This is a genomic window from Sorangium sp. So ce375 (assembly GCF_051473855.1).
Lineage (GTDB): Bacteria > Myxococcota_A > Polyangia > Polyangiales > Polyangiaceae > Sorangium.
Window position 1 is genome coordinate 2,401,500 of sequence record NZ_CP150335.1, and the last position, 23,120, is coordinate 2,424,619.

Consider the following 23,120-nt stretch of genomic DNA (forward strand, 5'->3'; position numbering starts at 1 on the left):
GACCGGAGACGGTTCCGGGGAAGCAGCCGGGAGCCGCCGGCGGACCGGAGACGGTTCCGAGGAAGCAGCCGGGAGCCGCCGGCGGACCGGAAGCGGTTCTGAGGAAGCAGCCGGGAGCTGTCGGTGGACCGGAGACGGTTCTGAGGAAGCAGCCGGGAGCCGCCGGCGGACCGGACATGGGGCGCCAGTGCCTCCTTACTCAATCGCACAGCCAATACCCCTTGCGGCCCAGGCGATGCGCCGCGCCACGGTCCCGGCCCGCGTCCACTCCCGTAGCGCCGAGGGGAGGTCTGCGCGGCGGCCGCGGGTGGGCGCGGCGAGCACCGACGATGAGGCAGCCCTGAGGTCCCAGCAGGCTCCACGTCTCAGGCGCGCCTTGTGTGGCGCGCGACGAAACGTCCCAGGTGGCATGGCCCGAAGGGAGACATGCGGGGTGGTGGTGCATGCGCAAGCTCCGCGCTCCCGCCTCGGCGGATGGCCGAGCGCCCACCCGCGGCCGCCGCGCAGACCCTCCCCTCGGCGCGGCCTCCCGGAAGGCCCCCTCTCCGGCTACTCGTCCTCCGCCTCCCCCTTGTCCCCCCGCAGCCCGAGCGCCTTGAACTTCTTGTACAGGTGGCTCCGCTCGAGCCCGAGCCCCCGCGCCGTCGCCGCCATCTGCCCGCCATGGTGGCCGAGCGCCTCCTCCAGGATGGCCCGCTCCGCCTCCTCCGCGAGCACCCGGAACGGCACCCCCGGGCGGAAGAGCCCGCCCTTCATCGCAGCTTGCTGCCCTCCGAGGCAGACCTTCACGTCACCCTCGTCGATCGTCTCGTCCGGCGTCAGGATCACCAGCCGCTCGATGATGTTGCGCAGCTCCCGCACGTTCCCAGGGAAGCTGTAGGCGACCAGCATGCTCATCCCGCCGTCCGTGAACGCCATCCCGGGCCGATCGTTCGCCTGCGTCGCGAGCGCGAGGAAGTGCCGCGCCAAGAGCGGCACGTCCTCGCGCCGCGCGCGGAGTGGCGGCAGCGACAGCGGCAGCACGTTGAGCCGGTCGTAGAGGTCCGGCCGGAACTGCCCCTCCCGGCACGCCGCCTCGATGTCGCGGTTCGTCGCCGCCACCACGCGCACGTCGACCTTGATCGTGTCGTGCCCGCCCACGCGCTCGATCTCCCGCTCCTGCAGCACCCTGAGCAGCTTCGCCTGCATCGCGAGCGGCATGTCCCCGACCTCGTCGAGGAACAGCGTCCCGCCGCTCGCGCGCTCGAACTTCCCTCGCCGCTGCTTCGTCGCGCCCGTGAACGCGCCCGCCTCGTGGCCGAACATCTCGCTCTCGATGAGCTCGCTCGGGACCGCGGCGCAGTTCATCTTCTCGAGCGGCCCGCGCGCCCGCTTCGACGCGCCGTGGATCGCGCGCGCGACCAGCTCCTTGCCGGTGCCGCGCTCGCCCGTCACGAACACCGTCGCGGTCGCCTTCGCCGCGCGCGCGATCTGCTCGCGCAGATCGTGCATCGCCCGGCTCTCTCCGATGAGCTCGCCTACCTGACCGGTCTGCGTCCGCAGCGCCTTCGCCTCGGCCTCGGCGCGGACCAGGCGCAGCGTGTTCTCGAGCACGAGCAGCAGCCGATCGGTCGAGAGCGGCTTCTCCAGGAAGTCGATCGCCCCGAGCCGCGTGGCGCGGACAGCGGCGTCGACCGTCGCGTGGCCGCTCATCATCACGACGGGCAGCTCCGAGCCCGCGGCGCGTATCCGCTGGAGCAGCTCCACGCCGTCACCGTCGGGCAGCGAGACGTCGAAGAGCGCGATGTCGTAGCTCCGCTTCGCGAGCTTCTCCTCCGCCACCCCGACGCCGCCGGCGACGTCGACCGTGTAGCCCTCGAGCGACAGGGCCTTCTGAAGGGTCGTCAAGATCGCTCGCTCGTCGTCGAGCACCAGCACATGTCCGCGCGGCATACACGCCACCGTAGCGCGGAACCGCCGCGGCCGATGCCCGCGGGCAGCGCGCCGACGCCAGCCACACTGCCTCGCTGCCGCGCCGGCGCGCGTGGAGAAAGGGGGCTCCAGCTTGCGCGCGCTATGGTAGCTTGGCCCAGGATGTCTCCCGACGGTCTCGCGACGGCGGAAGGAGATCTGGAGCGGACGCCGTTCGCTCATCTCTTCGTCTATGCCGTCGAGCATCGGCTGACCGGCGCGCTCATCCTGGTGGAGCCCACGGGCGCCGAGCACACGGTGCGGATCGTCCGGGGGACCCCCGTCAAGATCCGCCCGAGCGACGGATATGCCCGGTTCGGGGAAATCTTGCTCGAGGAGGGGGTGATCTCCGCCGAGCTCCTCGCGGAAGCGCTCGCGACGAGGGGCCTCCTCGGGGACGTGCTGCTGCTGTCGGGGTGCCTCGACACCGCGACCATCGACTGGCTCGCCCAGGTCCAGTTCGTGCGGCGGATGGTGCGCCTCTTCGACCTGCCTCCGGAGACGAAGTACCGCTACTTCGACGGCCTCGACGTGCTGGCCGAATGGGGCGGCGATCCCGCGAAGGTCGATCCGCTCGCGCTCCTCTGGGCAGGGCTGCGCGATCACGGCGAGCGCTCGACTCGCCTCCACCGGACCCTGGAGCGGATCGAGGCCGTGCCCCTCCGCCTCCACCCCGCCCTCGAGCCCGGTCGTTTCGGCTTCCGCGAGGGCGAGCTCGCCGTGATCGACGCGCTCCAGAGCTCCACACCCACGCTCGCCGTGCTCGTCAGGTCCGGGGTCGCGCCGGAGATGACCGTGCGCAAGCTCATCTACGCCCTGGCGATCACGCGTTATCTCGATTTCGGGACAGGCGGGCCGGTGGCCGCGGAGCTCTCGTCGAGCATGCCTCCGGCCAGCGCGGCGAGCCTGTCGCTCGGGCGCCTGCAGCTCCGCCCGACCGTGCACCGCGTGGGCGCCGCCGCGCCCGATCCTGCCGGCGACGGCGAGCGCGCGCCGGTGCTCAGCCGAGGTCGCCGCAGAGATCGCCCTTCCTCGGAGCCGTCGCCCGTGTCGTCCGTCGCCGGCGCGTCCCCGCTCAGCGGAGGCTCGCTCTCCGCGGCGGTGGCCGCCGAGCTCGCCAGCGCCGCCGGGCTCGACGGCGGCCGCGCGGCGGGCGAGCCGTCCGGGACCGACAGGGATCGCGAACCGTGGGGGCCGCTCGCTCCGACCGACGACGGCGCCGCCAGGGGCTCACCGCCGCCCGAGGACCCCTGAGGCGAGCGCCCCACGGCGAAGCGCGAGGCTGGACGGAGCCGCGTCGGGCTGGAAGGCGCGCCAGCACTTCTTTATAGGCCGCCGCGATGCCTGCGCCCGCGAGACGCCTGCTCCCCCCTCAGGTCCACCTCCCGTCCGGCGGCGTCGTGCGCCTGTCGGACGCCGCCGCGCGCGCTCGTGCTCCGGATGTCTTCGGCGCTCCCGCCGGCCGCGGCGGCGGCAAGCGCGCATCCACCGGCAGGTGCGCGCTCGACGTGCAGGTCCTCGCGGGCCCGTCGGTCGTGGCCGACGCGCGCGGCGCGCCGCTGGATCCTCTCGGCCTCCCGCTCGCCGACGTCCATGTCCTGCGCGCGCTCCTCGCGTCCGCCGGCGTCGTGCCCGAGGAGCCGGGCTCGTACACCTGCGAGAACTGCGGGGCCCCGTTCGAGGTCGCTCCGTCGAGCCTGCTGGAGATCGGCCCGTTCACCGATGGCGAGCTCGACGATCCCGAGCTCGATCGCCCGTTCGACTTCGACGCGTCCCACCCGATCCCGGCGCTGCGCGTGGGCCGCGCCGTCTGCCGCGGCGTGCGGCTCGTGGAGCGCACGGTCGAGGAAGCGATGCCGCTCCTCCGCCTGCCCGGCGACGGCGTCCTCCGCGTCACGCCGTCCCTGGTCGTTGCCATGGGGATCGCGGCGCTCGGTCGCGAGCGTCGCGCGCCGGTGATCGCCGACGCGCTCGCCAGCGCTCCGGACGAGGCGTGGGCGGCTGTCGTCGACCTCTACCACGAGGCGCGCTACCCCGCGCGGCTCGTCGCCGTCCACCGCTGCCAGGGCTGCGGTGCCCGCAACGACCTCGATGTGCCGCTCGAGCGGGAGATCGCGCGCGCTCCGCTGCGCGCTGCTGGAGTGGACGGAACGGACGCGGACGAGCTCGGGGAGCCCCGCGCCCCGAGGGCAAGGGCGAGCACCTCGAGCGCCTTTCCAGATCTCGACGGCTTCGAGGCGCGCGTCCGCGCCGCGGCCGAGCGCATCTACGAGGCCCGCGGCGTGCGGAACATCGATCTCTTCATCGACGCAGGGGTGCCGGCCTGCGACGACGGAGGCGAGCCGCTGCTGGGCTGCTACACGCCCGGGACACCCGCGGATGCGCTCGGGATCGCCCGCCCTCCGGAGATCCGGATCTTCTATCGGACGTTTCGGGCGGAAGCGCGCGAGGATCCGGGGTTCGACGTCGACGCGGAGATCGAGGAGACGATCGATCACGAGGTGATCCATCACCTGCACCACCTGGCTGGCAGCGATCCGCTCGACGACGAGGAGCAGGAGCAGATCGAGCGCGAGCAGATGCGCCGGGTGGGGCACGCCGAGGCCGCACGGCGGGCGCGGCGCGGCGCGCTGTCCGACGTCGCCGGCTTCGTGCGCGCGACGTGGCCGGCCTGGCTCATCGCGGCCGTCGGAACGGCCCTCGCGTGGTGCGCAGGCGGGCGCTGACGTCCAGCGCCTGCAGGGCGAGCGTCGCCGTGCTTCCGCCGCTTTCTTCGAAGCAGGAGGATGAGCTGTCTATACTGCCGGGACAGCAAGAAGATGTGCCGGGGAGTACCGGCTCCTCGAGCGCCGCTGTGCTCTTGCCGAGGATCGTGAAAACGAAGAGCTCGCCGGCCGCCACGGCCGGGTCCACCAAAGCGCCACGTCCCGCCAAGCGGGGTGGCGATGCGCAGAACCGCCGGGGAAGTCCGGATGCGGTCGAGAAGCGCCGCGCTGCGCGCCGGTTCAACGAGCTGCTCCTGGGCGGCGGTGGCCGCGCCGGCGATGGCCGTACCGAGCGTCGGCGCCGGCGCTTGCTCGCCGAGCTGGCCGAGGGGGTCGCGCGGCGAGGCAAGCGTGCGCTCAAGCCGATCGATGTGCTGTCGCGCGTCGAAGAGCTCCTCGAGCTGGGCGAGCCGCTCGCCTCGATCCGCAAGGCATACCCGCCCCCGCCCCCGGTCGAGGTGACCGCCGAGCTCGTCGAGGGCCTCCGGCACCTCCATCGCGCCTACGGCTTCTCCGCGGACGTCTACCGGTTCGTCGGGCTCGACGCGCAGGCGCTGCGGAAGGCGGGGGTGCTGCGGGGCGGCGAACGCGGAGACGAGCGCGGCGCGTCCGCCGAGGCAGCGCGCCGCGGGGCAGCTTGACCCTGCCTGGCGGCGCGGGGATAACCCGCTCCGATGCGCGCGAGAACGGTGAAGCTCCCCCTCGGCGCGGCCGCCATGGCGGTCGTCTGCGCGGCGTCGACCGGCCTGTCGCTCCGCGCTGAGGCCCAGCCAGCGGCCGCGTCCGCTGCGGACGCCCCGGTGGCGCGCGTCGGCGACGTGGCGATCACGGCCTCGGAGGTCGAGCGCAGGCTGGCGCAGGTCCCGCCGTTTCAGCTCCAGACCTTCGGGCGTACCCCGGCGGAGATCCGGAAGAACTTCGTGAGCCAGGTCCTCGTCCGCGAGCTGCTCCTCGCCCAGGGGGCCGCCGCGCAGAAGCTCACGGAGCGCGCCGACGTGCAGGATCGCATCCGCGGCGTCCTGCGCTCCGCGCTGCTGCAGCGGATCCAGGCGGAGGCGGCGGCGAGCTCCCCGGTGACGGACGAGGAGGTCCGCGCCTATTACGAGGCCCACCGCGACAGGTTCAGCTCCCCGGCGATGGTGGCGCTCTGGCGCATCCTCGTCGCGACGCGCGAGGAGGCCGAGGCGATCCTGACCGAGCTGAAGAAGGACCCGGCGCCCCAGCGTTTCAAGGAGATCGCGCGCGAGAAGTCGCTCGACAAGGCGACGAGCATGCGCGGCGGCGATCTCGGCCTCGTGGCGTCCGACGGCGCCACGGCCGAGCCGGGGCTGAAGGTCGCGCCGGGGCTCCTCTCGGCCGCCGCCGGGGTGAAGGACGGGGAGCTCGTGCCCGAGCCGGTGCCGGAGGGCGATGGCTTCGCCGTGCTGTGGCGACGCCAGAGCAGGAAGCCCGTGAGCCGCTCGATCGAGCAAGAGGGGCCGTCGATCCGTCAGATCCTCGCGCACGGCAAGGCGGAGGCGCAGGTGAAGCAGCTCCTCGATCGCCTGCGAGCGCAGGACGTATCGGGTCACGCCCCCGAGCTCGTCGACCTCATCGACATCACCTCGACGGGCGATCTGCAGCCGAAGAAGCGCCCGGGCACCCTCGCGAGCAGCCGGCATCCGGGCGCGCCTCCGCCCTCGCCCGCGCCGCGTCACGACATGCGCTGAGGCCGCGACGCGTACGGACGGGGATCGACGCCCTTGGCAGGGCGCAGGTTCGCACACGGATCTGCGCCCCGCTCCGGGGGGCGCCGCCGTCGACGCTGGACGGCGTGTCAGCCGAAGGCGATGGCGAGCGCGATGGCGACGAAGCCGGAGGCGATGGTGAGCGCGAGCGCGGCGATGCTCCCGGCCCGCCGAGCGCGCTCTGCCGCGTCGGGCTGGAGCGCGTAGACGCCCAGGAGCAGCGCCATGGAGGCCTTGCCCGGTACCCGGAGCGAGGCCGAGAGGATCTGCTCGGCTCCCTTGAGGCCGCCCGTGATGAGCATGGCCAGCGCGCCGAGCGGGCCAGCCATGAGGTCCCAGCCGCACGCGTAGAGCCCGAAGCGGAGCGCGCGCCGGCGCTCTGGCCGCGCGCCTTGACGTCGCGCGCCGAGGTCGAGCGCGGCTCCGTGCAAGGTGTGCGCGAGCACCATCCACACGGTGACGCCCGGGACGCCGATCGCGAGCCACTGGAGGGCGCTCGCGCGCGCCGCCGGGTTGCGGGCGAGCTCCAACGTCAGGCTCGGCAGCGCCAGCGCGACGACGGGCAGGAGCGCGGCGATCATCGACAGGATCGCGAGCGTCTCCGCCAGCAGGGCGAAGCGCATGGCCGCAGGGAGGGCGCCGTCGGGCATCGTCGCGAAGAACGTCTCGGCCCCCAGCGTGGTCGCCTTCGAGGTGGCCCAGAGCCGCGACCAGACGCCGCCGATCGGGCGCTCCCACGGGATGATCGCGACGACCCCCGAGCCCTCGTCGCTCGCCGCGGAGCAGCCGGCGCAGTCGGGCTGTCCGCAGCACGCGCAGAGCACCGCTGCGGGGACATCGAACGCCTCGTCGTCCCGCGCCAGCTCACGGCGTACGCTGGCAGAACTCTTGGCCATTGCGCACCTTCGAGCAGCGGACAAAGGCCACTCTCATCAAGGTTACGCCGCACGAGCGGGCCTGTCGACCCGAGATGCCGCTCGGTCACGCGCTTCTTCTGCGCTCCGTTTCTGGCTGCTTCTGGCTGCTTCTGGCTGCTTCTGGCTGCTCAGTGCAGCACCTCGTCGCCCCGCCGCCGCTGGCCCGTGGGGAGGTCGTCGATCCTTCCTCCGAAGAACGCTGCGGTGAGCAGCGCGAGCAGCGCGAGCGCCCCGGTCGCGTAGAGCCCGTAGCCCCACGTGAAGCGGACGGGACGGAGCAGCGTGCTGGCCGGCGAGAACAGCAGGCGCATCGCGACGGTGACGAGGGCGACCGCGGCGAGGAAAGCGACGGCCACGCGGGCGCCGCGCATCTTGTGGATCGACCTCCGGGTCAGCGCGAGCGGGATCATCACGAAGAACGCGACCGCGGGGGCCCACATCCACCCGAGCCTCCGCGCGAGCCCGAAGCCGCTGAGATCGCGGAGCTCGGGGGCCGTCTCGTGGATCCACGGCGCGAAGAACGCCGCGAGCCCGAGGAGCGCGAGCGCGAGCAGGGCGCCCCGGCCGCGCCCGGCGTAGGTCCACGGGAGCGGCTCCATGTGCGGCGGGAGCGGCTCATCGGGATCCTCTTGGAGCGCGTCGTACGAGGGGGGGAGCTTCGCGAGCGCCTCCAGCCGGAGGCCACAGGCGGGGCACGTGGACGCCTCTTTCGCCTCGAACATCTCCCGGCAGAAGGGGCAAGCGTGAAGCCCGGTCATCGAGGCGGGAGGATAGCGCACGGGCAGCGGCGCGCGCGGCGGACGCCGCGCGGGCGGGGGCCCCGCATTCCGGGGTTCCACCGGGGCGGGGCTTAGCCCATAGTTGCGCCCCATGGGCAAGCGTGATCGGCTCTCCGACGATGAGATCGCCGGGTTCGTCGCTGCTCACCCGGGCTGGGTGCAAGCGGGCGAGCGGATCGAGCGGAGCTACTCGTTTCCGGATTACGGCGCCGGCGTGGGCTTCGTGATGCGGATCGCCCTCCTCGCCGAGCGGCGCGATCATCACCCGGACATCGCTCTGTCGTGGGGCAAGGTGCGGGTCGCGTGGTCCACGCATGACGCCGGCGGTCTGACGGCGCTCGACCTGGAGCTGGCCGAGCTGACCGACCGCCTGAACACGGGCTGACGCTGCGCGTGGGCAAGGTGCTGGGGATGCTCCCGAGCGAGCTGTTGCAACGTCTGGATCTGGGGCTGGAGGGAGACCTGCCGCACCTCGAGGAGGCGCTGACGCACCCGAGCTTCTCGAACGAGCAGCGAGGCGGTCGGCGCGTGGACAACCAGCGCCTCGAGTTCCTCGGGGACGCCGTGCTCGGCCTCTGCGTGACGGAGCTCCTCATGGAGCGCTTTCCCGGGGCGCGGGAAGGGGAGCTCTCGATGATGCGCTCGGCCCTCGTCAACACGGACGCCCTCGCGGCGTGGGCGCGAGGGGTCGAGCTCGGCGCGGCGCTCAGGGTCGGACGGGGCGCGGAGGTCGCCGGGGAGCGCGACCAGACGAACGTGCTCGCCGACGCCACCGAGGCGCTCGTCGCGGCCTTGTACCTCGATCGCGGGTTCGAGAGCGCGCGGGCGCTGAGCCGGAAGATCGCCGCGAGCCCGCTCGCGCAGCTCGCGAGCGGCAGCATGCTCGGGCGCGACGCGAAGAGCGAGCTGCAGGAGCGCGTGCAGGCGCGCGGCGCGGCGTCGCCGCGTTACCGCCTGATGGGCACGGAGGGGCCCGACCACGACCGCGCGTTCCTCGTCGCCGTCGAGGTCGATGGCCAGGTCATCGGCACCGGCCGGGGCCGGTCGAAGAAGCTCGCGGAGCAGGCGGCCGCGCGCGCTGCGCTCCTGTCGTGCGCCGCGCCGGAGCCCGCGGCCGCCGCATCGGATGAACGGGCGACCGCCGAGGCCCTGCAAGGCGCGCCCGAGGGCAGCGGGGCCCCGCCCTCCGGCGGGTCGTCCTCCGCGCAAACCATGAACGACCGAGGACCCAGTCGATGATCCGTCACCTGATGCTTGCTTTCACCTTCGCGCTCTGCACCCTCTTCGTCGCGTTGCCGGCCTGGGCCGGGAGCTACCTGGACAGGGCGAGCCTGCTCCTCGACGAGGCGCGCAGGGAGGGCGACATGCTCCTGCCGCGGACCCACGACAAGGAGCTCATCATGGTGGTGCACGCGCTCGCGGAAGCGCGCGCCCGGGTGGCGAGCAAGATGGAGTGCCCTGGGTCCGTCTCCAAGGCGCACCCGCACCTCCTGCTCGTGCTCGAGAACAGCGAGCGCGCCGCCGACGCGGCGGCTCAGGGCAACTTCAAGAAGTTCATGGAGCACCTCACCGTGGCGCGGAACGAGGACCGCGCGTTCCGGGCGCTCCTCGCCGAGCTCGGCTACGCGCTGCCCGATCTGAGCTCGAAGCGCTGAGGCGGCGCAGACCGCACGCCGCCCCTCGGGCCGCGCTCCTCGACGAGGCTCTGCGCCGGGAGCGCGTCACGAGCGCCCCCGGCGTCGCGCGCCTCAGAACACGGCGCCGAGATCGATCCCGAGGGTCCACTGCGACCCGAGCCCGGCGAACTTGTTCTCGCCGTTGATCTCGTTCGCCTCACCCTGGTTCGCGTCCTCGGGGCTCACGACGTCGGTGATGAAGTGCGCGCCGAGCTTGACCATCTGGAACCGCAGCTGGGCGCCGAAAAGCAGCCGGTGGCGGTTCATGCGCACGGGGTCGAACACGACGGTGTTGTTGAAGTCGGCCTGGGAGCCGCCCGCGCACACCGGCTGGCCGTCGTGGGGGAGCTCGCCGTTCTGCCCCTGCACGGGGTTGGCGGGCGAGTTCACCCCTCGGAAGTTGCAGAAGTTCACCGCGTCGGTGTTCGGGGTGAGATCGATGAGCCCGGAGTCGCCGAAGATCCGGAGCCACTGGTAGCCGGCGTAGGGGGTGAGCACGACCGTGCCTCCGATCGGCAGGGGCTTGGAGATCTCGGCGTCGACGCCGGCGACCGTCAGCTGGAACTCCTCGGTCCCGGTGACGGTCCGGACGCTGCCGCCGACGGCGAGCTCCGGGAGGATCGCGGGGAGCCCTCGGCGGAACCCCTCGAACAGCGCCCAGCGCACGTCGGCGCCCGCGCTGACGAGGCCTGTGTTCGCGAGGAACCCGACGGCGCCGGTGAGCTCGAAGCCGAACGGAAACCCCTTGCGGACCTTGAGGGAGTAGTGCTGCAGGAGCGAGTCCGGGCTCCGGTTCTCGATGGAGAAGTTCTTGCTCGTCGGATCCTGCGGTCCCTGCGTCCCCTGCTTCCAGTAGTCGGCTTCGCTGTCAATCTTCGTGTAGTTGGCCTCGATGCCGATCTCGAACCCGCCGTAGCCCGTGGTCCGCGCCGCGTGCATCGCCGACGGCGCCACGGCGAAGCCGTACTGCGCGATGAGCTTGGCGAACGCAGCGTCGTCGGTCAGGCAGCGCTGATAACGCGATGCGGGGTTGTAGTAGAGGCCACCCTCCGGCCCTGCGATGCGGCAGGGTACGGCGCCGTCCGGTTCGCGCACGAGGCGCGCGAGCGCCGGATCCATGCTGTCGGCGGCCGCGAGCGAGGACGACGCCACTCCTGTGAGGGCAATAGCCGAGGCGATCCAGCAAGATGCGCGCATTCCGTGTCTCCGAGGCGGGAGGCTACGTGTCCGTTCGTACAGCCGTCAAGCGGACAGAGGGGCCTCCGTCCGTTCCGATCGCGTTTTCCGCGCGACCGCGTGAGCCGGCTACCCGTGGAGGCGGCGCTGGCGAGCCAGACCGCGCGCGCGATCCCCGCTCGGGGGTTGCGGCGCGCGGTCGCGTCGCGGAAAGAGAGGGCGTGCTCAAAGATGGTCGCCCCCGGCTCCGTGCGGCGCCGCTCGATCCGCCGTTCCGGATCGTGCTGGTGGAGCCGGAGATCCCGCAGAACACAGGCAACATCGCGCGGCTCGCCGCTGCGACGCAGAGCCCCTTGCACTTGCTCGGGAGGCTCGGGTTCCGCATCGACGAGCGGAGCGTCCGCCGCGCGGGGCTTGACTACTGGCACCTGGTCACGCTCGAGCAGCAGCTCGACATCGCCCACTTTCGCCACCATCACCCGAACGCGCGGCTGCGCCTCTTCAGCGCGGTGGCCCCGCGGAGCTACCTCGACGCGGACTTCCGGCCAGGCGACGCCCTGGTCTTCGGCAAGGAGAGCGTGGGCCTCGACCCCGAGCTCCTCGCCCGGATGCCGGACGACGTCTTCGGCATTCCCACCCTGGGTCCCGTGCGCTCCCTCAACCTGGCCAACGCTGTGTCTATCGTCCTTTACGAAGCGCTCCGGCAGGTGGGCGCGCTCGCCGGCGCCGCGCCGGCGTAACGACGAGTAGCGGCGCGTAACAGCGCGTGGCAACGCGTGACGGCGCGTGACAACGCGATCCATCGCGACGTCGCCCCGGAGGTGGCGGCCGCGCGCCGTGGACGTCGGCGACGTGTCGTTCTAAGGAGAGGGCGGCATGGTCATGCACCGGCACCCCGCGCGACATGACGCCCGCTGGCCGGCCTCGCGCCTCGTTCGGGCCGGCGTGGCGGTCGCGCTCTCGATCGCGGCGCTCGCCTCCGTCGGATGCAGCAGGCGGCCTCCGAGCGGCACGCCCGACGGTGCCGTCCGGGAGCTCGTCGCGCGCCTGCGTCAGCTGCACGGCGATCCGGCGGAGGCCAAGGCCGCGTTCGAGCTCTTGTCCCGGCGCGCTCGGGACAACCTCGCGTCGCGCGCGCAGCGCTACAGCGCCGCGACCGGGAAGGCGATCGCGCCCGAAGCGATGATCACGCCGTCCCGCTTCCTCTTGCGCTTCGAGCCGCAGCGGTACACCGCCCAGATCTCCGGCGCCCACGCCCTCGTGGACGTCGCCGGCCTGCTCCCGGGAGAGCGTGTCCAGGTGCCCTGCGTCTACGAGGACGCGGGGTGGCGCGTCGACGTGGCGCTGCCCCCACTTCCTCCCGTGCAGAAGCGACCAGGCAGCGATCTCTGAACGCGCCCGGGCCGCCGGGGGCGCCGCGGCGGATCGCGCTCCGAGCTCCCCAGGCGCGGAATTTCGGGCCCACAAAAGCCCGGAGGCCGGCAGTGCCGGCCTCCATCGGCAGCGGCCGCAGGGCCGCTAACCATCAGGTAACGCCTTAGTTGGCGAGAAAGATCGCCTCGATCTCGGTCTTCACCTGCTCTTCCGTCTGACCTCGGGCGATCGCGATCTCCTTCACGATCAGCGTCCGGGCGGTGTCGAGCATGCGGCGCTCACCGAACGAGAGCTGCTTGTCCGTCTTCAAGCGATAGAGGTCGCGTAGCACCTCCGCGACGTCGTAAATAGAACCCGTCTTGATCTTGTCCATGAAGCCGCGGTACCGACGGTTCCAGGTCTGGTTGTCGAACGCGATGGTACGCTCGCGGAGGATGTCGAAAATTTCCCGAATTTCCTGTTCAGAGATGACCTGGCGAAGGCCGACCGCGCTCGCGTTGCTGACTGGAACCATGATCTTTCGATCCGTGTCCAAGATGCGGAGAACATAGAATCGCTGACGGTTGCCAGCGATGTCCTTCTCCTCGATGTTGACCACCTCGGCCACGCCTTGGGCCGGGTAGACGGCTTTGTCGCCCACCTTGAACTGGATCTCCGAACGAGCCTGCATATCGTCTCCTTTGCCTTCCACCCCGCCGTCCTTTTTAGTTTTTCGTCTGCCTCCCGAAATCCCATCGAGGGGCGTACGCTGCACATGCGGTTGAACCTGGACCCGCAGAACCGACACACACCGTCACGCATTCCGAGAAAAGAGCCATGCGCCGCCGCTCGAGACCGCTGTGCGAGAAGCAGGAACGCGAGCACCCGCCATGACCCGCGAGAGGTTGGTGCTCTGGCGTGCACAGCGGAATCTTGAGAAGCAGCGGTTGATGCGGACGGTTCCGGGCGGAAGGGATTGAGGTCGGGGGAACGGCCCTCATGAAAAAGGGCCGGTTTGCGCCAGGCGCGCGCACTCTAGTGAGCTGGCCGAGATACGTCAACGAAAATCCCCGTGGTTGAGCCATCGTGGCGTGATCACTCTGGTTTTTTCTCGGGGTCGGGCGGGGTGACAGTGTGTACCGATGGAGGCATCGGCGTGGATGGGCGCCGGCTCACCCGCCTAGTTTAGGGCAGAGCGGGCCTCTCCGGGAGAGGTGGCGGACCTGACCTGGGTGGGATGACTCGAAAATGTGACGGACGCGACGGACCGCGAGCGCCCCGTCCGTCCGGCCTTCAAACGAGCCGGGGTGCTCAGGCGGCGCTGAGCCGTTCGGCGAGCCCCCAGCGGACGCCGCGATCCGAAGCGACGAGATCGACAGGAGCCCCGGCGAGCCTCGAGGCCCAGGCGAGGATCTCCTCGATGAGCACGCTGCCGGCCACGATGACGTCCGCGCGCGCTGGATCCAGGGCGGGCAGCTGCCTGCGCGCGGCGAGCGGCAGGGAAGCGAGGCGGGCCGTGGCGTCCACGATCTCTGCCCCGGAGACCCGCGCGCCATGCACGCGGGCGCCGTCGTAGGGCGCCACGTGGCGCACGAGCGCCGCGAGGGTCGTCACCGTCCCCGCGACGCCGACCAGGGTAGGCGCGGCGAGCAGGGACACGGCTGGAACCGTCGCCAGCGCCGCCCGAGCATCGGCTCGGACGGCCTCGATTTCCCCGCTGGTCGGCGGATCCGTGCGGATGTGACGCTCCGTCAGGCGGACGCTCCCGACGTCGAGGCTCACCGCCTGCTCCACCGCGCCGCCGGCGTTGCCGACGATGATCTCCGTGCTGCCCCCGCCCACGTCGAACACGATCGTGGGACCTCGGGCCGGCAGGTCGAGCCCCGTCAGCGCTCCGGCGTACGTGAGCTCTGCTTCCTCTGGCCCGGAGATCACGCGCGGCGCGACGCCGATGAGCTCGCGGGCGCGGGCGATGAACGCCTCCCCGCCGGCGGCGTCGCGCATCGCGCTGGTCCCAACGGCGTCGACGCGCTCGACCCCCCGGGACCGGAGCTCTTCTCCGTATCGGGCGAGGCAGGCGAGCGTGCGCTCCACGGCCTCGGGCGCGAGCGCGCGCGCCGCGTCGACCCCCTGGCCGAGCCGGGTGATGGTCGCGCGCTCGACGAGCGCGACGAGCTCGCCCCCGCGGCGCTCGGCGATGAGCAGGAGGACCGAGTTCGTGCCGATGTCGATGGCCGCGACGCTCATGCTTTGGGCCTTACTGGGTGAGCGTCTTCAGGTCGAGCATCTCCTCGACGTTCGGCAGCACCACGAGCTCGCAGCGCCGGTTGGCCTGCTTGTTCTCCGGGGTGTCGTTGGCCTTCACCGGGTCGGTGTCGCCGTAGCCGGAGGCGCTCCACCGTTCGGGCTTGAGGCCGCCGCCGCCCTTGTCCTCGGGCTGGAGCAGGAACGCGAGCACCTCGCGGGCGCGCATCACGCTGAGCCCCCAGTTGTCCTTGAAACGGCCGCCGGCGAGCGGCGCGTTGTCCGTGTGCCCCGCGACCTGGAACGAGCGCGCCGACAGCCCGGCGTCGTTGCGGATGACCTCGGCCACCTTGAGCAGGATCTCCTGGCCCTCCTTCTTCAGCGTCTCCCGTCCCGAGTCGAAGAGGACGTCGCCGGGCAGCTGGATGACCATCCGGTTGTTGCGGACGGTCACGCTGAGCCCCAGCTTCGTGAGGGCCTGGAGCTTGTCCCGCAGGACCTCGAAGCGCTTCTTGATGTCCTCGAGCTGCTGGGCACGGCGGCGGAAGTCCTCGAGGGCGCGCGCCTGCTGCTCGAGGTTCGCGTTCAGGTTGGAGATGTCCACGCCCGCCGTCTTGAGCTGGGACTTGAGCTGCTCGATGCGGGCGGCCGCCTCGTCGAGCTCGCTCTTGGCCTTCTTGTTCTGCGCCTGCTCGGCGCTGAGCTGGGTCTTCAGGCCCTCGATCTCGCGGACCTTCGCCTGCATCTCCTCCTCCGAGTAGCCGCACCCGAGCGCCCCCGAGCCCGCAAGGAGCGTTGCGCCAAGCAACAACCACGACGTCGAGCGACGAACCAACATACCTTTCCTCCTAGAGCAGCCTAGAGCAGCGCGGCGCTCGGCCATGAGGGTCGCCGCGCAGGCGCCGCGACCGTAGCGAGGCGAATGGCGCCGCACAAGGCTCTCTAGAGCCTGCGCAACGCTGGTGCTCCGTGCGACCATGAGCGTACCGGCGCCGTTTGCCGCGCCGTGCAGGCGCGCCATCGCCAGGGAGGAGCGAAGAGGGCCAAGACAGACATCGTTTCGATTGTCAACGAAATTCTGTCAAAATCTGTTACCGGTGCGGTCGGGTTGTTTTCGCCACGGCCTGCTCCGACGTTTACCCTCGCAACGCTTGCGGACCAGTTTGCCTGGAACACACGGGATACATCAGTTTAGGGCCTGCAAGATTTTCCTTGACCATCACCATGCGTGGCAATATACGTCGTGCAACATCTGTTGCCTCGGTAAGGAAACTGTAGCGGAGAGGACGTTGGGCGATGTCCGCCGTGCCGTGCCGGGGCGAATGCAGGAGGATTTCCAATGGCTGCTAAGAAGACCGCGAAGAAGCCTGCGAAGAAGGTGACGAAGTCGGCCAAGAAGCCGGCCGCCGCGAAGGCCGGGAAGGTCGCGAAGAAGCCGGCGCGGAAGGCAGCGAAGAAGGCCGCCCCGAAGCGCGCCGCCGCCAAGAAGACCCCGAAGCGCGCCGCCGCCAAGAAGCCGGCCGCGAAGAAGGCCGCTCCGAAGCGCAAGGCGAAGGCCGCCGGCAAGCGGGCGGCTGCGCCGAAGAAGGCGGCCGCTCCTCGGGGACGCGCCGCCGCCAAGCGGGCGCCGGCCAAGGGCGCGAGCACCCGCGGCGCGCGCAAGAGCACGCCGGCCCCGGCTCCTGCGAGCACCGGGCCGTCCGACGAGTCGGAATAAGGCGACACGGGAGCGCCTCGCGTCTTCCACGAGGTCGAGGCGCAACGAGCCGATCGGCCGGTCGCGACGAGATAACCCGCCTTACAAAATGCTCGGGGGGTGAGGACGCCGCTGCTCTGGGCGCACGGGTCCAGCGTGGAGGCGCCCGCGGGTGGACGACATCCCCGCGGCGGCGCCACCGCCTGCGACCGCGGTGTCCGGCGTCGGCGCGCGGTGTGCTGCCCCTGTCGGCCGGCGTCTCGGATCGGCGGGGGGTGCTCGTGGTTCCCGCTCGGTGCTGACGGACTGCCGGGGGCTCCCAGGAGCCGCGAGCGGCGCTCGTGTCCTCGCTGCGGCGCTGGAGCGACGGCGCGGCCCGCGAGGGGCGCTCAGGTGCGCTCGCCGAGGTAGAGCCGGAGAGCGCGCGCGGCGCCCTTGCGATCGAACGGGACGCCAGCCAGGTCCTCGCGCTTCGAGATCTGCTCGAACAGCTTCATCAGGAACTCGAAGAACGCCTCGCACTCGCGGATGGCGGCGTCGAGCCGCTGGGGATCGAGCAGGTCGCTCTCCTCGAGCGCGGTCATCGCGGAGACGAACGCGTCGACGTGGGGATAGTCGCCCACCCGGAGCAGCGGGTAGCCCATCGCCCGGAAGTACGACAGGAACTCGCGCACGAACGCGAAGCTCGCGATGCCGGTCCATCGATCGGGCGCCGGGCCCGTGTGGCGCGCCTTGCTCGCGAACGCGCGCGCGATCTGGGCGAACATCCACACGTCGCGCCGGAGGCGATCGCTCGTCGCGCGCCGCGCGGCCTGATCGTCGAAGACGCGGCCCTCCTCGAGCTTCGCGCCGAGCGATCTGCCGAGGAACAGGATCGCGTTCTGGAGGGCGGGGCGGAGGCCGTGCGAGACGGCGCGGAGGCGGACCCGGTACTCGGACTCGCTCACCAGCGCGTCCGCGGGCGGGAGGTCGTGCTCGAACGCGCGGCGCATCTCGAGCCGCAGGTTCGCGGCGAGCCCGGTCAGCGCGACCTTCGTGGAGAGGAGGCGGTGCCCCTCGGCGGCGAGCTCGTCATGGCGCGCGACGATGTCGCTCGCGGGCACGCGCAGGAGATCGCGCTCGAAGCTGTCCGCGAGCAGCGCGCCCGCCCGGCGCCGGAGGTAGTTCGAGAGCGCGCGGGCGTCGCTGCGCAGGACCGCGAGCACGAGGTACCCGCGCCCGGCCACGCGGTGATCCGAGTGATCGAGCGCGATGGCGTCGAGCAGGCGGAGGTACCGGAGCATCCTGAACAGCGCGAGGAACGTGAGCGCCACGAGCCGGTGGGCCTGCTCGCCGGGCACACGGTGGATCAGCTCGAGCACCTGCGTCGACGGGATGCGATCGAACTCCGGGCGAAACTCGAGCGCGTGGAGCGGGTTGAAGAACGTGCTCTGGGCGATCTCGCGCATCGCCGTCGCGAGGTGAGCGTAGAAGAGCCTGAAGTTGATCCTCGGCAGCCGGAGCAGCCCGCCTGCGACCTCGATGAGGTTCGTGAAGCCGTGCCGCAGCACGAAGAGGCTCGACTCCGGCGACTCCTGCGCCATCGTCGCGTGGAGGAGGCGCGTGCGCGCCGTGTCCTCCGGGAGCACCGTCTCCAGGTAGCGCTGGAAGACGAAGGCGCGATCGCGATCGCCGAGCATGGTGCGCGTCAGCTGGACCACGCGCGCCATGCCGTCGCGGGCGTGCTGGAGGTGCTCGCGGAAGTCGTGGCTGACGATCGTCTGGCGCCGCCCGGCGCCAGGGTGGTTCCGCGGGTTCGCGAAGCAGGCGACGCCCTTCAGGAGGATCTCGAGCTCGAAGAGCGTCTCGTCCTTCTTGTCGGCCGCGAGGCGCGCGAACCACGCCTCGCGCGCTTGCTGCTGCTCTCGCCTGAGGCCGCGCGTGTCGCGGAGCAGCTCGGCGTAGGCGTTGCGGCCGGGGTGGCCCGAGCCGCGCAGGATCCCCGAAGCGTCGCTCGACACTGACGTGCTCCTCGCCGCGGCGCGCTGCTAGTAGTTGCGTCGCTTGAAATCGAAGGGGTAGGTCAGCACGGTCTCCTTGCCGCTCGGCGAGCGCGCCCAGGTGACCGACTTCGCGAGCTCCTCCATGCAGGACTCGATCTGCGGCGCGGTCACGTCGCTCTTGTCGCGCACGATGCTCGCCTCCTCGAATGTCCCGTCAGGCTTCAGCTTGAGCTGCCACGTGATCCTGCCCTGCGCGCCCGGGTGCTTGCGGGCGTACAGATCGAAGCAGCAGCGGAAGCCGTCGCGCCTCGCCTTGATCGCGTCGACGAGCGGCTGCAGGCGATCGCTCGATCCTGCGTCGGCGCCGGTCATCGCGTTGTTCATCACGACCCCGCCGTCCGGCGGCTCGTTCGTGATCTCGGAGGCGATCACCTTGCAGTCCTCGACGGTCTCGGGGGCCTTCTTGCGGCTCGCAGGCCGGTCCGGCTGCGCGGGCGCAGCGGCGCCCGGGGCCGTGGCGCCCGGGTCCGCTGCGCCTGGGGCCGTGGCGCCCGGGTCCGCTGCGCCCGGGGCCGTGGCCGGCGTCGGCTGCGAGGCAGGCGGCGGCGAAGGCGGCGAAGTACCAAGCGGCGCGCTGTCCGGCTGTGAAGGCGGCGCGGTGCCGCTCGAGCAGGCCGCGAACAGGGCAGCGGCGAGGAGGACTCCGGTGAACACGGCGCTGGCGGTGGCGCAGGGACGCATGGCGCGCATACTAAACGGTTCGGCTGAGCGGAGGCGAGGCGCCTTGCATTTTTCTGCCCCTCGCGTCGGCAACTGCGCTCTCCTGAGGCCCGTCTTGAAGATCCCGCTGTTCTTCGTCGCGGCCGCCGCGGTCGCGCCGGCAGGCTGCGATCCCATCGAGGAGCCGCAGCTGTGCAGGGAGATCCCCCAGGGAGGGTGCCCGGTCGGCCGGGGGGGAACGTGCGACGATGCCGCGTGCGGTGCCCTCTACGACTGCTTCGAGGGGGCCTGGACGGAGGTCGCGCGCTGCGATGCACCCGGCGAGCCCGTCGAGGAGGCGGGCGTGGGAGGCGGTCCAGGCGGCGCGTGCGAGATGATAACGCTGGATCGCAGCGGCGAGGCCGCTGGCTGCACGCCGGCCTTGCAGCAGCCGGACTGCCCGGCGGAGGCCGCGGAGACCTGCGTGGATACCGCGTGCTCGACCGGCTGCGTCGACTTCTTCCTCTGCACCGCGGAGGGGTGGAGAGCGGTCGCCTACTGCGACGGGCAGGGGCGCGTGACCGTCGCACCGTGAGCGATCGGCCCGTCGGCCCCTGCCTCCGGCGCCCGGGGCTGCGCCGAGGTGAACGGTCGGTGCATCGGCGCCTGCCGACGAGGGATGCGCCAAGGGGGACCCGCCGGGGAGCGGTCAGCCGGCCCTGAGGAAGGGGCTCCACTCCTCGAACGAATGCGGCAAGCCGATCAGGATCTGCATCGTCGCCGACCACCGCGGCGGCAGCGGCTGGCGGATGAGCCGCATGCTGGCCTCGTCCGGCGTGCGCCAGCCCTTGCGGAGGTTGCACGTGCGGCACGCGGTCACGAGGTTCTCCCAGGTGTCCTCGCCGCCGCGCGACCGGGGGAGCACGTGGTCGATGTTGAGGTCGCGGACGGGCGGGCGGCGCGCGCAGTACTGGCACTGGTGCGTGTCGCGGAGCATCACGTTCTTCCGCGTCAGCCGGATCGTGGGGCGCCGCATGCGGTCGTACCGGCGGAGGTGCAGGACACGCGGCACGCGGAGCGAGCCGCCGACGACGGGGAGGCCATCGTCCCTGTCGCGCACCGGCAAGCTCCGCCAGGCCGAGAAATCGTGGAGATCACCGATCTCGTCGACGGCGAGCGCGGCCCCGCCGAAGAGCAGCAGGAAAGCGCGGCGAGCCGTCGTGATCTGCACAGGTTGGAAGAAGCGGTTCACCACGAGGACCGGGAGATCGAGCGGCTCGGTCCTACGCTCACGGTGGAACCCCGAAAACCCGTCGCCGAGATCGAGCTCCTCGTGAGGAGAGCCCCCCGGGACTGTAGCTACCCCGTCCGGCACGCTGGGGAGTGTAGCAACGAAAGCTCCGGTGAACATCCGGCGCTGCACGACAGCGTTTCTGCTGGATCTCCGCCGCCGCCGCGCCGCGGATCGGGCCCGATGCGGCGTCCTGCGCGCTCGGGGCCTCGCATCGAAGCCCCGCGCCCGCTCGAAGCTCGGCCGCGCGGGGCCGCGACGCCGGAGCCCGGACGTCACGGGCCGGGCGTGCCGCGCTCGGCGCTCCGCGCGGATCGCTTTCGATCGGGCGCGGTATTCGCTAAGACGCGTCCATGTCGAGGGACGGTCGTCTCCAGGGTCGAGCCGCCGTGGTGGGGAAGCAGGTCGGATGACGGAGCAGCGCGAAGGGGTGGGGCCCGAGCGGGCGACCGGCGCGGAGCCCCCCGCCGGTTCGCCCTGGGATGATCCGATCGAGCGCGCGCCGCTCGTGTTCCTCGATCTCGAGATGACGGGCCTCCGTCCCGAGAGCGATCGCGTGATCGAGGTGTGCGCCGAGCGGACGCGGGGGGACGCGTGCGAGGACGCGATCACGTCGCTCGTGCGGCCCGAGCCAGGCGTGTTCGGCAACGCGCACGTGCACGGCATCGATCCCCGCGAGCTCGCGGGCGCGCCCACGTTCTCCGAGCTCTGCGATCGCATCGACAAGGTCACGGAGGGCGCGGTGCTCGTCGCGCACGCGGCCGCATGGGACGTGGCGTTCCTCGAGGCCGAGTTCGCGCGGGCGGGTAGGGCGAGGCGCGTCCCGTACTACCTCGACACGCTCGTCCTCTCCCGCCGGGCCTTCGCCCTGCCGAGCCACAGCCTCGCCTCCCTCTGCCGGGAGCTCGGCGTGCACCGCGAGCGCGCGCACCGCGCCGAAGACGACGTCCACGCCATGCGCTCCGTGTTCCGCAAGGTCGTGGAGGTCCTCGCCCCGCGGACGCCGCGCGACCTGTGGCACGTCCGGATCGGCGAGCGCCACGCCCGTCCGGCGCTGGTGGCCGCGGCGGTGCGCGCGGCCGAGCATGCAGCCACCGTGCGCGTCCGGTACCGTCCGGCGCGCCGGGGGCCGGAGGAGCTCGTCGTACGGATAACGGGGGTGCGAACGGACCTCGACCCACCCCGGGTTCTCGGCTATCTGCTCCCGTCGCGCAGCCGCCGCGAGCTACGGGCCGATCGCATCCTGGCGATCGAGCCGATTTCGCCGGGAGAGCTCGGGCCGGACGGCGTGCCGCAAAGGGCCTGAGATCCACGTGCGAATCCATTCGAACCGAACGTCGCCGACGAGAAGCTCCCTCGCTGTCCGCCTCGGCGGCCTCCTGACCGCGACCGTCCTCGCCTCGTGCTCGACCATGATCGGCCCCGAGTCCGCCCGCCCGCCGGCGGCCGAGAAATGGCTCGCCCGCGCCCGACAGGAGTTCCAGTCCGCCGACGTCGAGAACGCGCGCGATGCGGTCGCGAGGGCGCTGACGATCGCCCCGACCGACACCGAGGCCCGGCTGCTCGCGGGGCGCATCGCGCTGGCCCGGCTCGACTACGCCGAGGCGCTGCGCCTCCTCAAGGGCGTCGCCGGCTCCGAGGCCGCGGGGCTCCGCGGGCGCGCGCTCTGGTACAAGGGCGACCTCGACGCCGCTGCTGACGAGCTCGAGGCGATGCTCGACGATCCCGATGTCGTCGACGAGTGGGCGAAGTCGATCGCCAAGCTCGCGAGGCGCGGGGCGGGACGCGCGCCGTTCACGGTCTCGGGCGCGCTCCTCGCGGCGATCGAGATGCAGCACGTCAGCGCCGCGGCCCCGTTCTTCGTCGTCCCGCTCGAGATCGACGGCGAGTCGGCGCTCGCGATGGTGTCGACCGGCACGGGCGAGGTGGTCCTCGACAGCAGCACCCGCAAGGAGCCGAGCTGGGTCTCCCTCCGTTTCGGCAAGAAGCTCGAGATCAACGACGTGCCCGCCCTCACGCAGGATCTCTCGGGCGTGTCGAAGCAGATCGGCGCGCCGGTCAAGGCGCTGCTCGGGGTGAACCTGCTCCGGCGCCTCAACGCGACCATCGACTACAGCGGTTGGCAGTTCGTCGTGCGCAGCTTCTCCCCGCCAGCGCCGCCCGACGCGACGCGCGTCGACGTCGCCTTCATCAAGGGCGGCGGCATGGTGCTGCGGAGCAGCCTCGGCCCCGACAAGTCGGTGCAGGGGCCGCTGCTCATCGACACGTCGATGACGTTCCCGATCGCGCTCGACAAGGAAGGCTGGAAGAAGGCCGGCTTCGAGGCCGATGGGCTGAAGCGGGTCGAGCTGGATCCGGAGCAGAAGCTGAAGCAGGGCGTCGTGCCGATGCTGCGGCTCGGCGCGCTGGAGATCCCCAAGGTCCCGGGCGTGTACGGTGCGCCGCTCCAAACGCTCGAGAAGCAGCTCCAGCTCGATCTGGACGGCGTGATCGGCGCGGGGCTGCTCGCCTACTTCCGTGTCACCTTCGGCGACGGCGGCCGGCTCATGTGGATCGAGGACGACGTCGCCGTGAACAAGGTGCTCCGGGGCAGCGAGCCCGCGCCCGCCAACGAAGGGCAGGCCCCCGCCGCCCTGCCAGCAGAGGGCGCCGGTCCAGCAGGCGAGCCCGGCACACCTGCGCTCCAGGGGCCCGCGCTCCAGGCACCGCCGGCCCCTCCCGCGGCCGCTCCCAAGGCGGCGCCGCCCGCGGCCGCTCCCAAGGCGGCGCCGCCTGCGGCCGCTCCCAAGGCGACTCTGTCTGCGGCCGCGCCGAAGTCGGCGCTGCCCGCGGGCACTCCCAAGCGGACGCCGGACCAGTGAGCGC

The 23,120-nt window shown here is 71.8% G+C and carries 23 protein-coding genes; 13 read left to right on the plus strand and 10 right to left on the minus strand.

Annotated elements, in window-relative coordinates:
- Nucleotides 1–549: 549 nt before the first annotated feature.
- On the minus strand, nt 550–1,932 hold the full coding sequence (locus tag WME90_RS09195) for a sigma-54-dependent transcriptional regulator (protein WP_437280708.1): 1,383 nt from the start codon (nt 1,930–1,932) through the stop codon (nt 550–552).
- A 141-nt stretch (nt 1,933–2,073) separates the two neighbouring features.
- On the opposite strand from WME90_RS09195, the gene WME90_RS09200 reads away from it, so the two are divergent.
- From WME90_RS09200 to WME90_RS09215, 4 genes are all read left to right on the plus strand, one after another.
- A complete protein-coding gene (locus WME90_RS09200) occupies nt 2,074–3,204 on the plus strand; it encodes a hypothetical protein (protein ID WP_437280709.1) in 1,131 nt (376 codons plus the stop codon).
- A gap of 86 nt (nt 3,205–3,290) precedes the next feature.
- Entirely contained in the window at nt 3,291–4,676 is a 1,386-nt protein-coding gene (locus WME90_RS09205) for a metallopeptidase family protein (protein WP_437280710.1), read from the plus strand.
- Between the two features lie 29 nt (nt 4,677–4,705).
- Nucleotides 4,706–5,356 carry a hypothetical protein gene (locus WME90_RS09210; protein ID WP_437280711.1) on the plus strand — a complete coding sequence of 217 codons (651 nt, stop codon included), beginning with the start codon at nt 4,706–4,708 and terminating at the stop codon, nt 5,354–5,356.
- A gap of 33 nt (nt 5,357–5,389) precedes the next feature.
- On the plus strand, nt 5,390–6,424 hold the full coding sequence (locus WME90_RS09215) for a peptidyl-prolyl cis-trans isomerase (RefSeq protein WP_437280712.1): 1,035 nt from the start codon (nt 5,390–5,392) through the stop codon (nt 6,422–6,424).
- 107 nt (nt 6,425–6,531) lie between these two features.
- On the opposite strand, the gene WME90_RS09220 is transcribed toward WME90_RS09215, so the two are convergent.
- Together WME90_RS09220 and WME90_RS09225 are read right to left on the minus strand one after the other, a co-directional pair.
- Nucleotides 6,532–7,338 (minus strand): hypothetical protein, encoded by an 807-nt coding sequence (locus WME90_RS09220; protein ID WP_437280713.1) that lies wholly within the window; start codon nt 7,336–7,338, stop codon nt 6,532–6,534.
- Between the two features lie 149 nt (nt 7,339–7,487).
- A complete protein-coding gene (locus WME90_RS09225) occupies nt 7,488–8,117 on the minus strand; it encodes a hypothetical protein (RefSeq protein WP_437280714.1) in 630 nt (209 codons plus the stop codon).
- A gap of 112 nt (nt 8,118–8,229) precedes the next feature.
- On the opposite strand from WME90_RS09225, the gene WME90_RS09230 reads away from it, so the two are divergent.
- From WME90_RS09230 to WME90_RS09240, 3 genes are read left to right on the plus strand one after another with little or no spacing between them, the layout of a single operon-like run.
- On the plus strand, nt 8,230–8,523 hold the full coding sequence (locus WME90_RS09230; protein ID WP_437280715.1) for a 4a-hydroxytetrahydrobiopterin dehydratase: 294 nt from the start codon (nt 8,230–8,232) through the stop codon (nt 8,521–8,523).
- Nucleotides 8,524–8,549: 26 nt separating this feature from the next.
- The gene (gene rnc / locus WME90_RS09235; protein WP_437280716.1) at nt 8,550–9,377 is read left to right on the plus strand and encodes a ribonuclease III; all 828 of its coding nucleotides are present in this window, start codon (nt 8,550–8,552) and stop codon (nt 9,375–9,377) included.
- Nucleotides 9,374–9,793, plus strand: coding sequence for a hypothetical protein (locus tag WME90_RS09240; RefSeq protein ID WP_437280717.1), 420 nt, complete (start codon nt 9,374–9,376; stop codon nt 9,791–9,793). The genes rnc and WME90_RS09240 overlap by 4 nt, the downstream gene beginning before the upstream one ends.
- A 93-nt stretch (nt 9,794–9,886) precedes the next feature.
- On the opposite strand, the gene WME90_RS09245 is transcribed toward WME90_RS09240, so the two are convergent.
- Entirely contained in the window at nt 9,887–11,011 is a 1,125-nt protein-coding gene (locus WME90_RS09245; RefSeq protein ID WP_437280718.1) for a hypothetical protein, read from the minus strand.
- Between the two features lie 200 nt (nt 11,012–11,211).
- Between WME90_RS09245 and WME90_RS09250 the strand changes: the two genes are divergently transcribed.
- Complete coding sequence (locus WME90_RS09250; protein ID WP_437280719.1) at nt 11,212–11,730, plus strand: tRNA (cytidine(34)-2'-O)-methyltransferase; 519 nt, start codon at nt 11,212–11,214, stop codon at nt 11,728–11,730.
- Between the two features lie 136 nt (nt 11,731–11,866).
- Complete coding sequence (locus WME90_RS09255; RefSeq protein ID WP_437280720.1) at nt 11,867–12,382, plus strand: hypothetical protein; 516 nt, start codon at nt 11,867–11,869, stop codon at nt 12,380–12,382.
- A gap of 145 nt (nt 12,383–12,527) precedes the next feature.
- Here WME90_RS09255 and WME90_RS09260 read toward each other — a convergent pair whose 3' ends face one another.
- The 3 genes from WME90_RS09260 to WME90_RS09270 all read right to left on the minus strand — a co-directional run bounded on the left by WME90_RS09260 (nt 12,528) and on the right by WME90_RS09270 (nt 15,425).
- A complete protein-coding gene (locus WME90_RS09260; RefSeq protein WP_012234339.1) occupies nt 12,528–13,034 on the minus strand; it encodes a CarD family transcriptional regulator in 507 nt (168 codons plus the stop codon).
- Nucleotides 13,035–13,654: 620 nt separating this feature from the next.
- Nucleotides 13,655–14,590, minus strand: coding sequence for a Ppx/GppA phosphatase family protein (locus tag WME90_RS09265; protein WP_437280721.1), 936 nt, complete (start codon nt 14,588–14,590; stop codon nt 13,655–13,657).
- Between the two features lie 10 nt (nt 14,591–14,600).
- A complete protein-coding gene (locus tag WME90_RS09270; protein ID WP_437280722.1) occupies nt 14,601–15,425 on the minus strand; it encodes an OmpA family protein in 825 nt (274 codons plus the stop codon).
- Between the two features lie 501 nt (nt 15,426–15,926).
- Here WME90_RS09270 and WME90_RS09275 point away from each other — a divergent pair.
- On the plus strand, nt 15,927–16,304 hold the full coding sequence (locus tag WME90_RS09275; protein ID WP_012234342.1) for a hypothetical protein: 378 nt from the start codon (nt 15,927–15,929) through the stop codon (nt 16,302–16,304).
- A 368-nt stretch (nt 16,305–16,672) separates the two neighbouring features.
- Here WME90_RS09275 and WME90_RS09280 read toward each other — a convergent pair whose 3' ends face one another.
- Together WME90_RS09280 and WME90_RS09285 are read right to left on the minus strand one after the other, a co-directional pair.
- Entirely contained in the window at nt 16,673–18,283 is a 1,611-nt protein-coding gene (locus tag WME90_RS09280) for a hypothetical protein (RefSeq protein ID WP_437280723.1), read from the minus strand.
- A 27-nt stretch (nt 18,284–18,310) separates the two neighbouring features.
- On the minus strand, nt 18,311–19,006 hold the full coding sequence (locus WME90_RS09285; RefSeq protein ID WP_437280724.1) for an AgmX/PglI C-terminal domain-containing protein: 696 nt from the start codon (nt 19,004–19,006) through the stop codon (nt 18,311–18,313).
- A 94-nt stretch (nt 19,007–19,100) separates the two neighbouring features.
- Here WME90_RS09285 and WME90_RS09290 point away from each other — a divergent pair, with 94 nt between their 5' ends.
- A complete protein-coding gene (locus WME90_RS09290) occupies nt 19,101–19,559 on the plus strand; it encodes a hypothetical protein (RefSeq protein WP_437280725.1) in 459 nt (152 codons plus the stop codon).
- A gap of 114 nt (nt 19,560–19,673) precedes the next feature.
- Here WME90_RS09290 and WME90_RS09295 read toward each other — a convergent pair whose 3' ends face one another.
- The gene (locus WME90_RS09295) at nt 19,674–20,375 is read right to left on the minus strand and encodes an HNH endonuclease (RefSeq protein ID WP_437280726.1); all 702 of its coding nucleotides are present in this window, start codon (nt 20,373–20,375) and stop codon (nt 19,674–19,676) included.
- Between the two features lie 289 nt (nt 20,376–20,664).
- Here WME90_RS09295 and WME90_RS09300 point away from each other — a divergent pair, with 289 nt between their 5' ends.
- On the plus strand, nt 20,665–21,561 hold the full coding sequence (locus WME90_RS09300; RefSeq protein WP_437280727.1) for a 3'-5' exonuclease: 897 nt from the start codon (nt 20,665–20,667) through the stop codon (nt 21,559–21,561).
- 106 nt (nt 21,562–21,667) lie between these two features.
- Nucleotides 21,668–23,116: a tetratricopeptide repeat protein gene (locus WME90_RS09305; protein WP_437280728.1), complete on the plus strand. Its 1,449-nt coding sequence runs from the start codon at nt 21,668–21,670 to the stop codon at nt 23,114–23,116.
- The last annotated feature ends 4 nt before the right edge of the window (nt 23,117–23,120 follow it).

Excerpts from the sequence above, each read along its gene's own strand:
- WME90_RS09195 (WP_437280708.1), bottom strand. The coding sequence starts at position 1,932 with ATGCCGCGCGGACATGTGCTGGTGCTCGACGACGAGCGAGCGATCTTG.
- WME90_RS09200 (WP_437280709.1), top strand. The coding sequence starts at position 2,074 with ATGTCTCCCGACGGTCTCGCGACGGCGGAAGGAGATCTGGAGCGGACG.
- WME90_RS09205 (WP_437280710.1), top strand. The coding sequence starts at position 3,291 with ATGCCTGCGCCCGCGAGACGCCTGCTCCCCCCTCAGGTCCACCTCCCG.
- WME90_RS09215 (WP_437280712.1), top strand. The coding sequence starts at position 5,390 with ATGCGCGCGAGAACGGTGAAGCTCCCCCTCGGCGCGGCCGCCATGGCG.
- WME90_RS09220 (WP_437280713.1), bottom strand. The coding sequence starts at position 7,338 with ATGGCCAAGAGTTCTGCCAGCGTACGCCGTGAGCTGGCGCGGGACGAC.
- WME90_RS09225 (WP_437280714.1), bottom strand. The coding sequence starts at position 8,117 with ATGACCGGGCTTCACGCTTGCCCCTTCTGCCGGGAGATGTTCGAGGCG.
- WME90_RS09230 (WP_437280715.1), top strand. The coding sequence starts at position 8,230 with ATGGGCAAGCGTGATCGGCTCTCCGACGATGAGATCGCCGGGTTCGTC.
- rnc (WP_437280716.1), top strand. The coding sequence starts at position 8,550 with ATGCTCCCGAGCGAGCTGTTGCAACGTCTGGATCTGGGGCTGGAGGGA.
- WME90_RS09240 (WP_437280717.1), top strand. The coding sequence starts at position 9,374 with ATGATCCGTCACCTGATGCTTGCTTTCACCTTCGCGCTCTGCACCCTC.
- WME90_RS09245 (WP_437280718.1), bottom strand. The coding sequence starts at position 11,011 with ATGCGCGCATCTTGCTGGATCGCCTCGGCTATTGCCCTCACAGGAGTG.
- WME90_RS09255 (WP_437280720.1), top strand. The coding sequence starts at position 11,867 with ATGGTCATGCACCGGCACCCCGCGCGACATGACGCCCGCTGGCCGGCC.
- WME90_RS09260 (WP_012234339.1), bottom strand. The coding sequence starts at position 13,034 with ATGCAGGCTCGTTCGGAGATCCAGTTCAAGGTGGGCGACAAAGCCGTC.
- WME90_RS09265 (WP_437280721.1), bottom strand. The coding sequence starts at position 14,590 with ATGAGCGTCGCGGCCATCGACATCGGCACGAACTCGGTCCTCCTGCTC.
- WME90_RS09270 (WP_437280722.1), bottom strand. The coding sequence starts at position 15,425 with ATGTTGGTTCGTCGCTCGACGTCGTGGTTGTTGCTTGGCGCAACGCTC.
- WME90_RS09275 (WP_012234342.1), top strand. The coding sequence starts at position 15,927 with ATGGCTGCTAAGAAGACCGCGAAGAAGCCTGCGAAGAAGGTGACGAAG.
- WME90_RS09285 (WP_437280724.1), bottom strand. The coding sequence starts at position 19,006 with ATGCGTCCCTGCGCCACCGCCAGCGCCGTGTTCACCGGAGTCCTCCTC.
- WME90_RS09295 (WP_437280726.1), bottom strand. The coding sequence starts at position 20,375 with ATGTTCACCGGAGCTTTCGTTGCTACACTCCCCAGCGTGCCGGACGGG.
- WME90_RS09300 (WP_437280727.1), top strand. The coding sequence starts at position 20,665 with ATGACGGAGCAGCGCGAAGGGGTGGGGCCCGAGCGGGCGACCGGCGCG.
- WME90_RS09305 (WP_437280728.1), top strand. The coding sequence starts at position 21,668 with ATGATCGGCCCCGAGTCCGCCCGCCCGCCGGCGGCCGAGAAATGGCTC.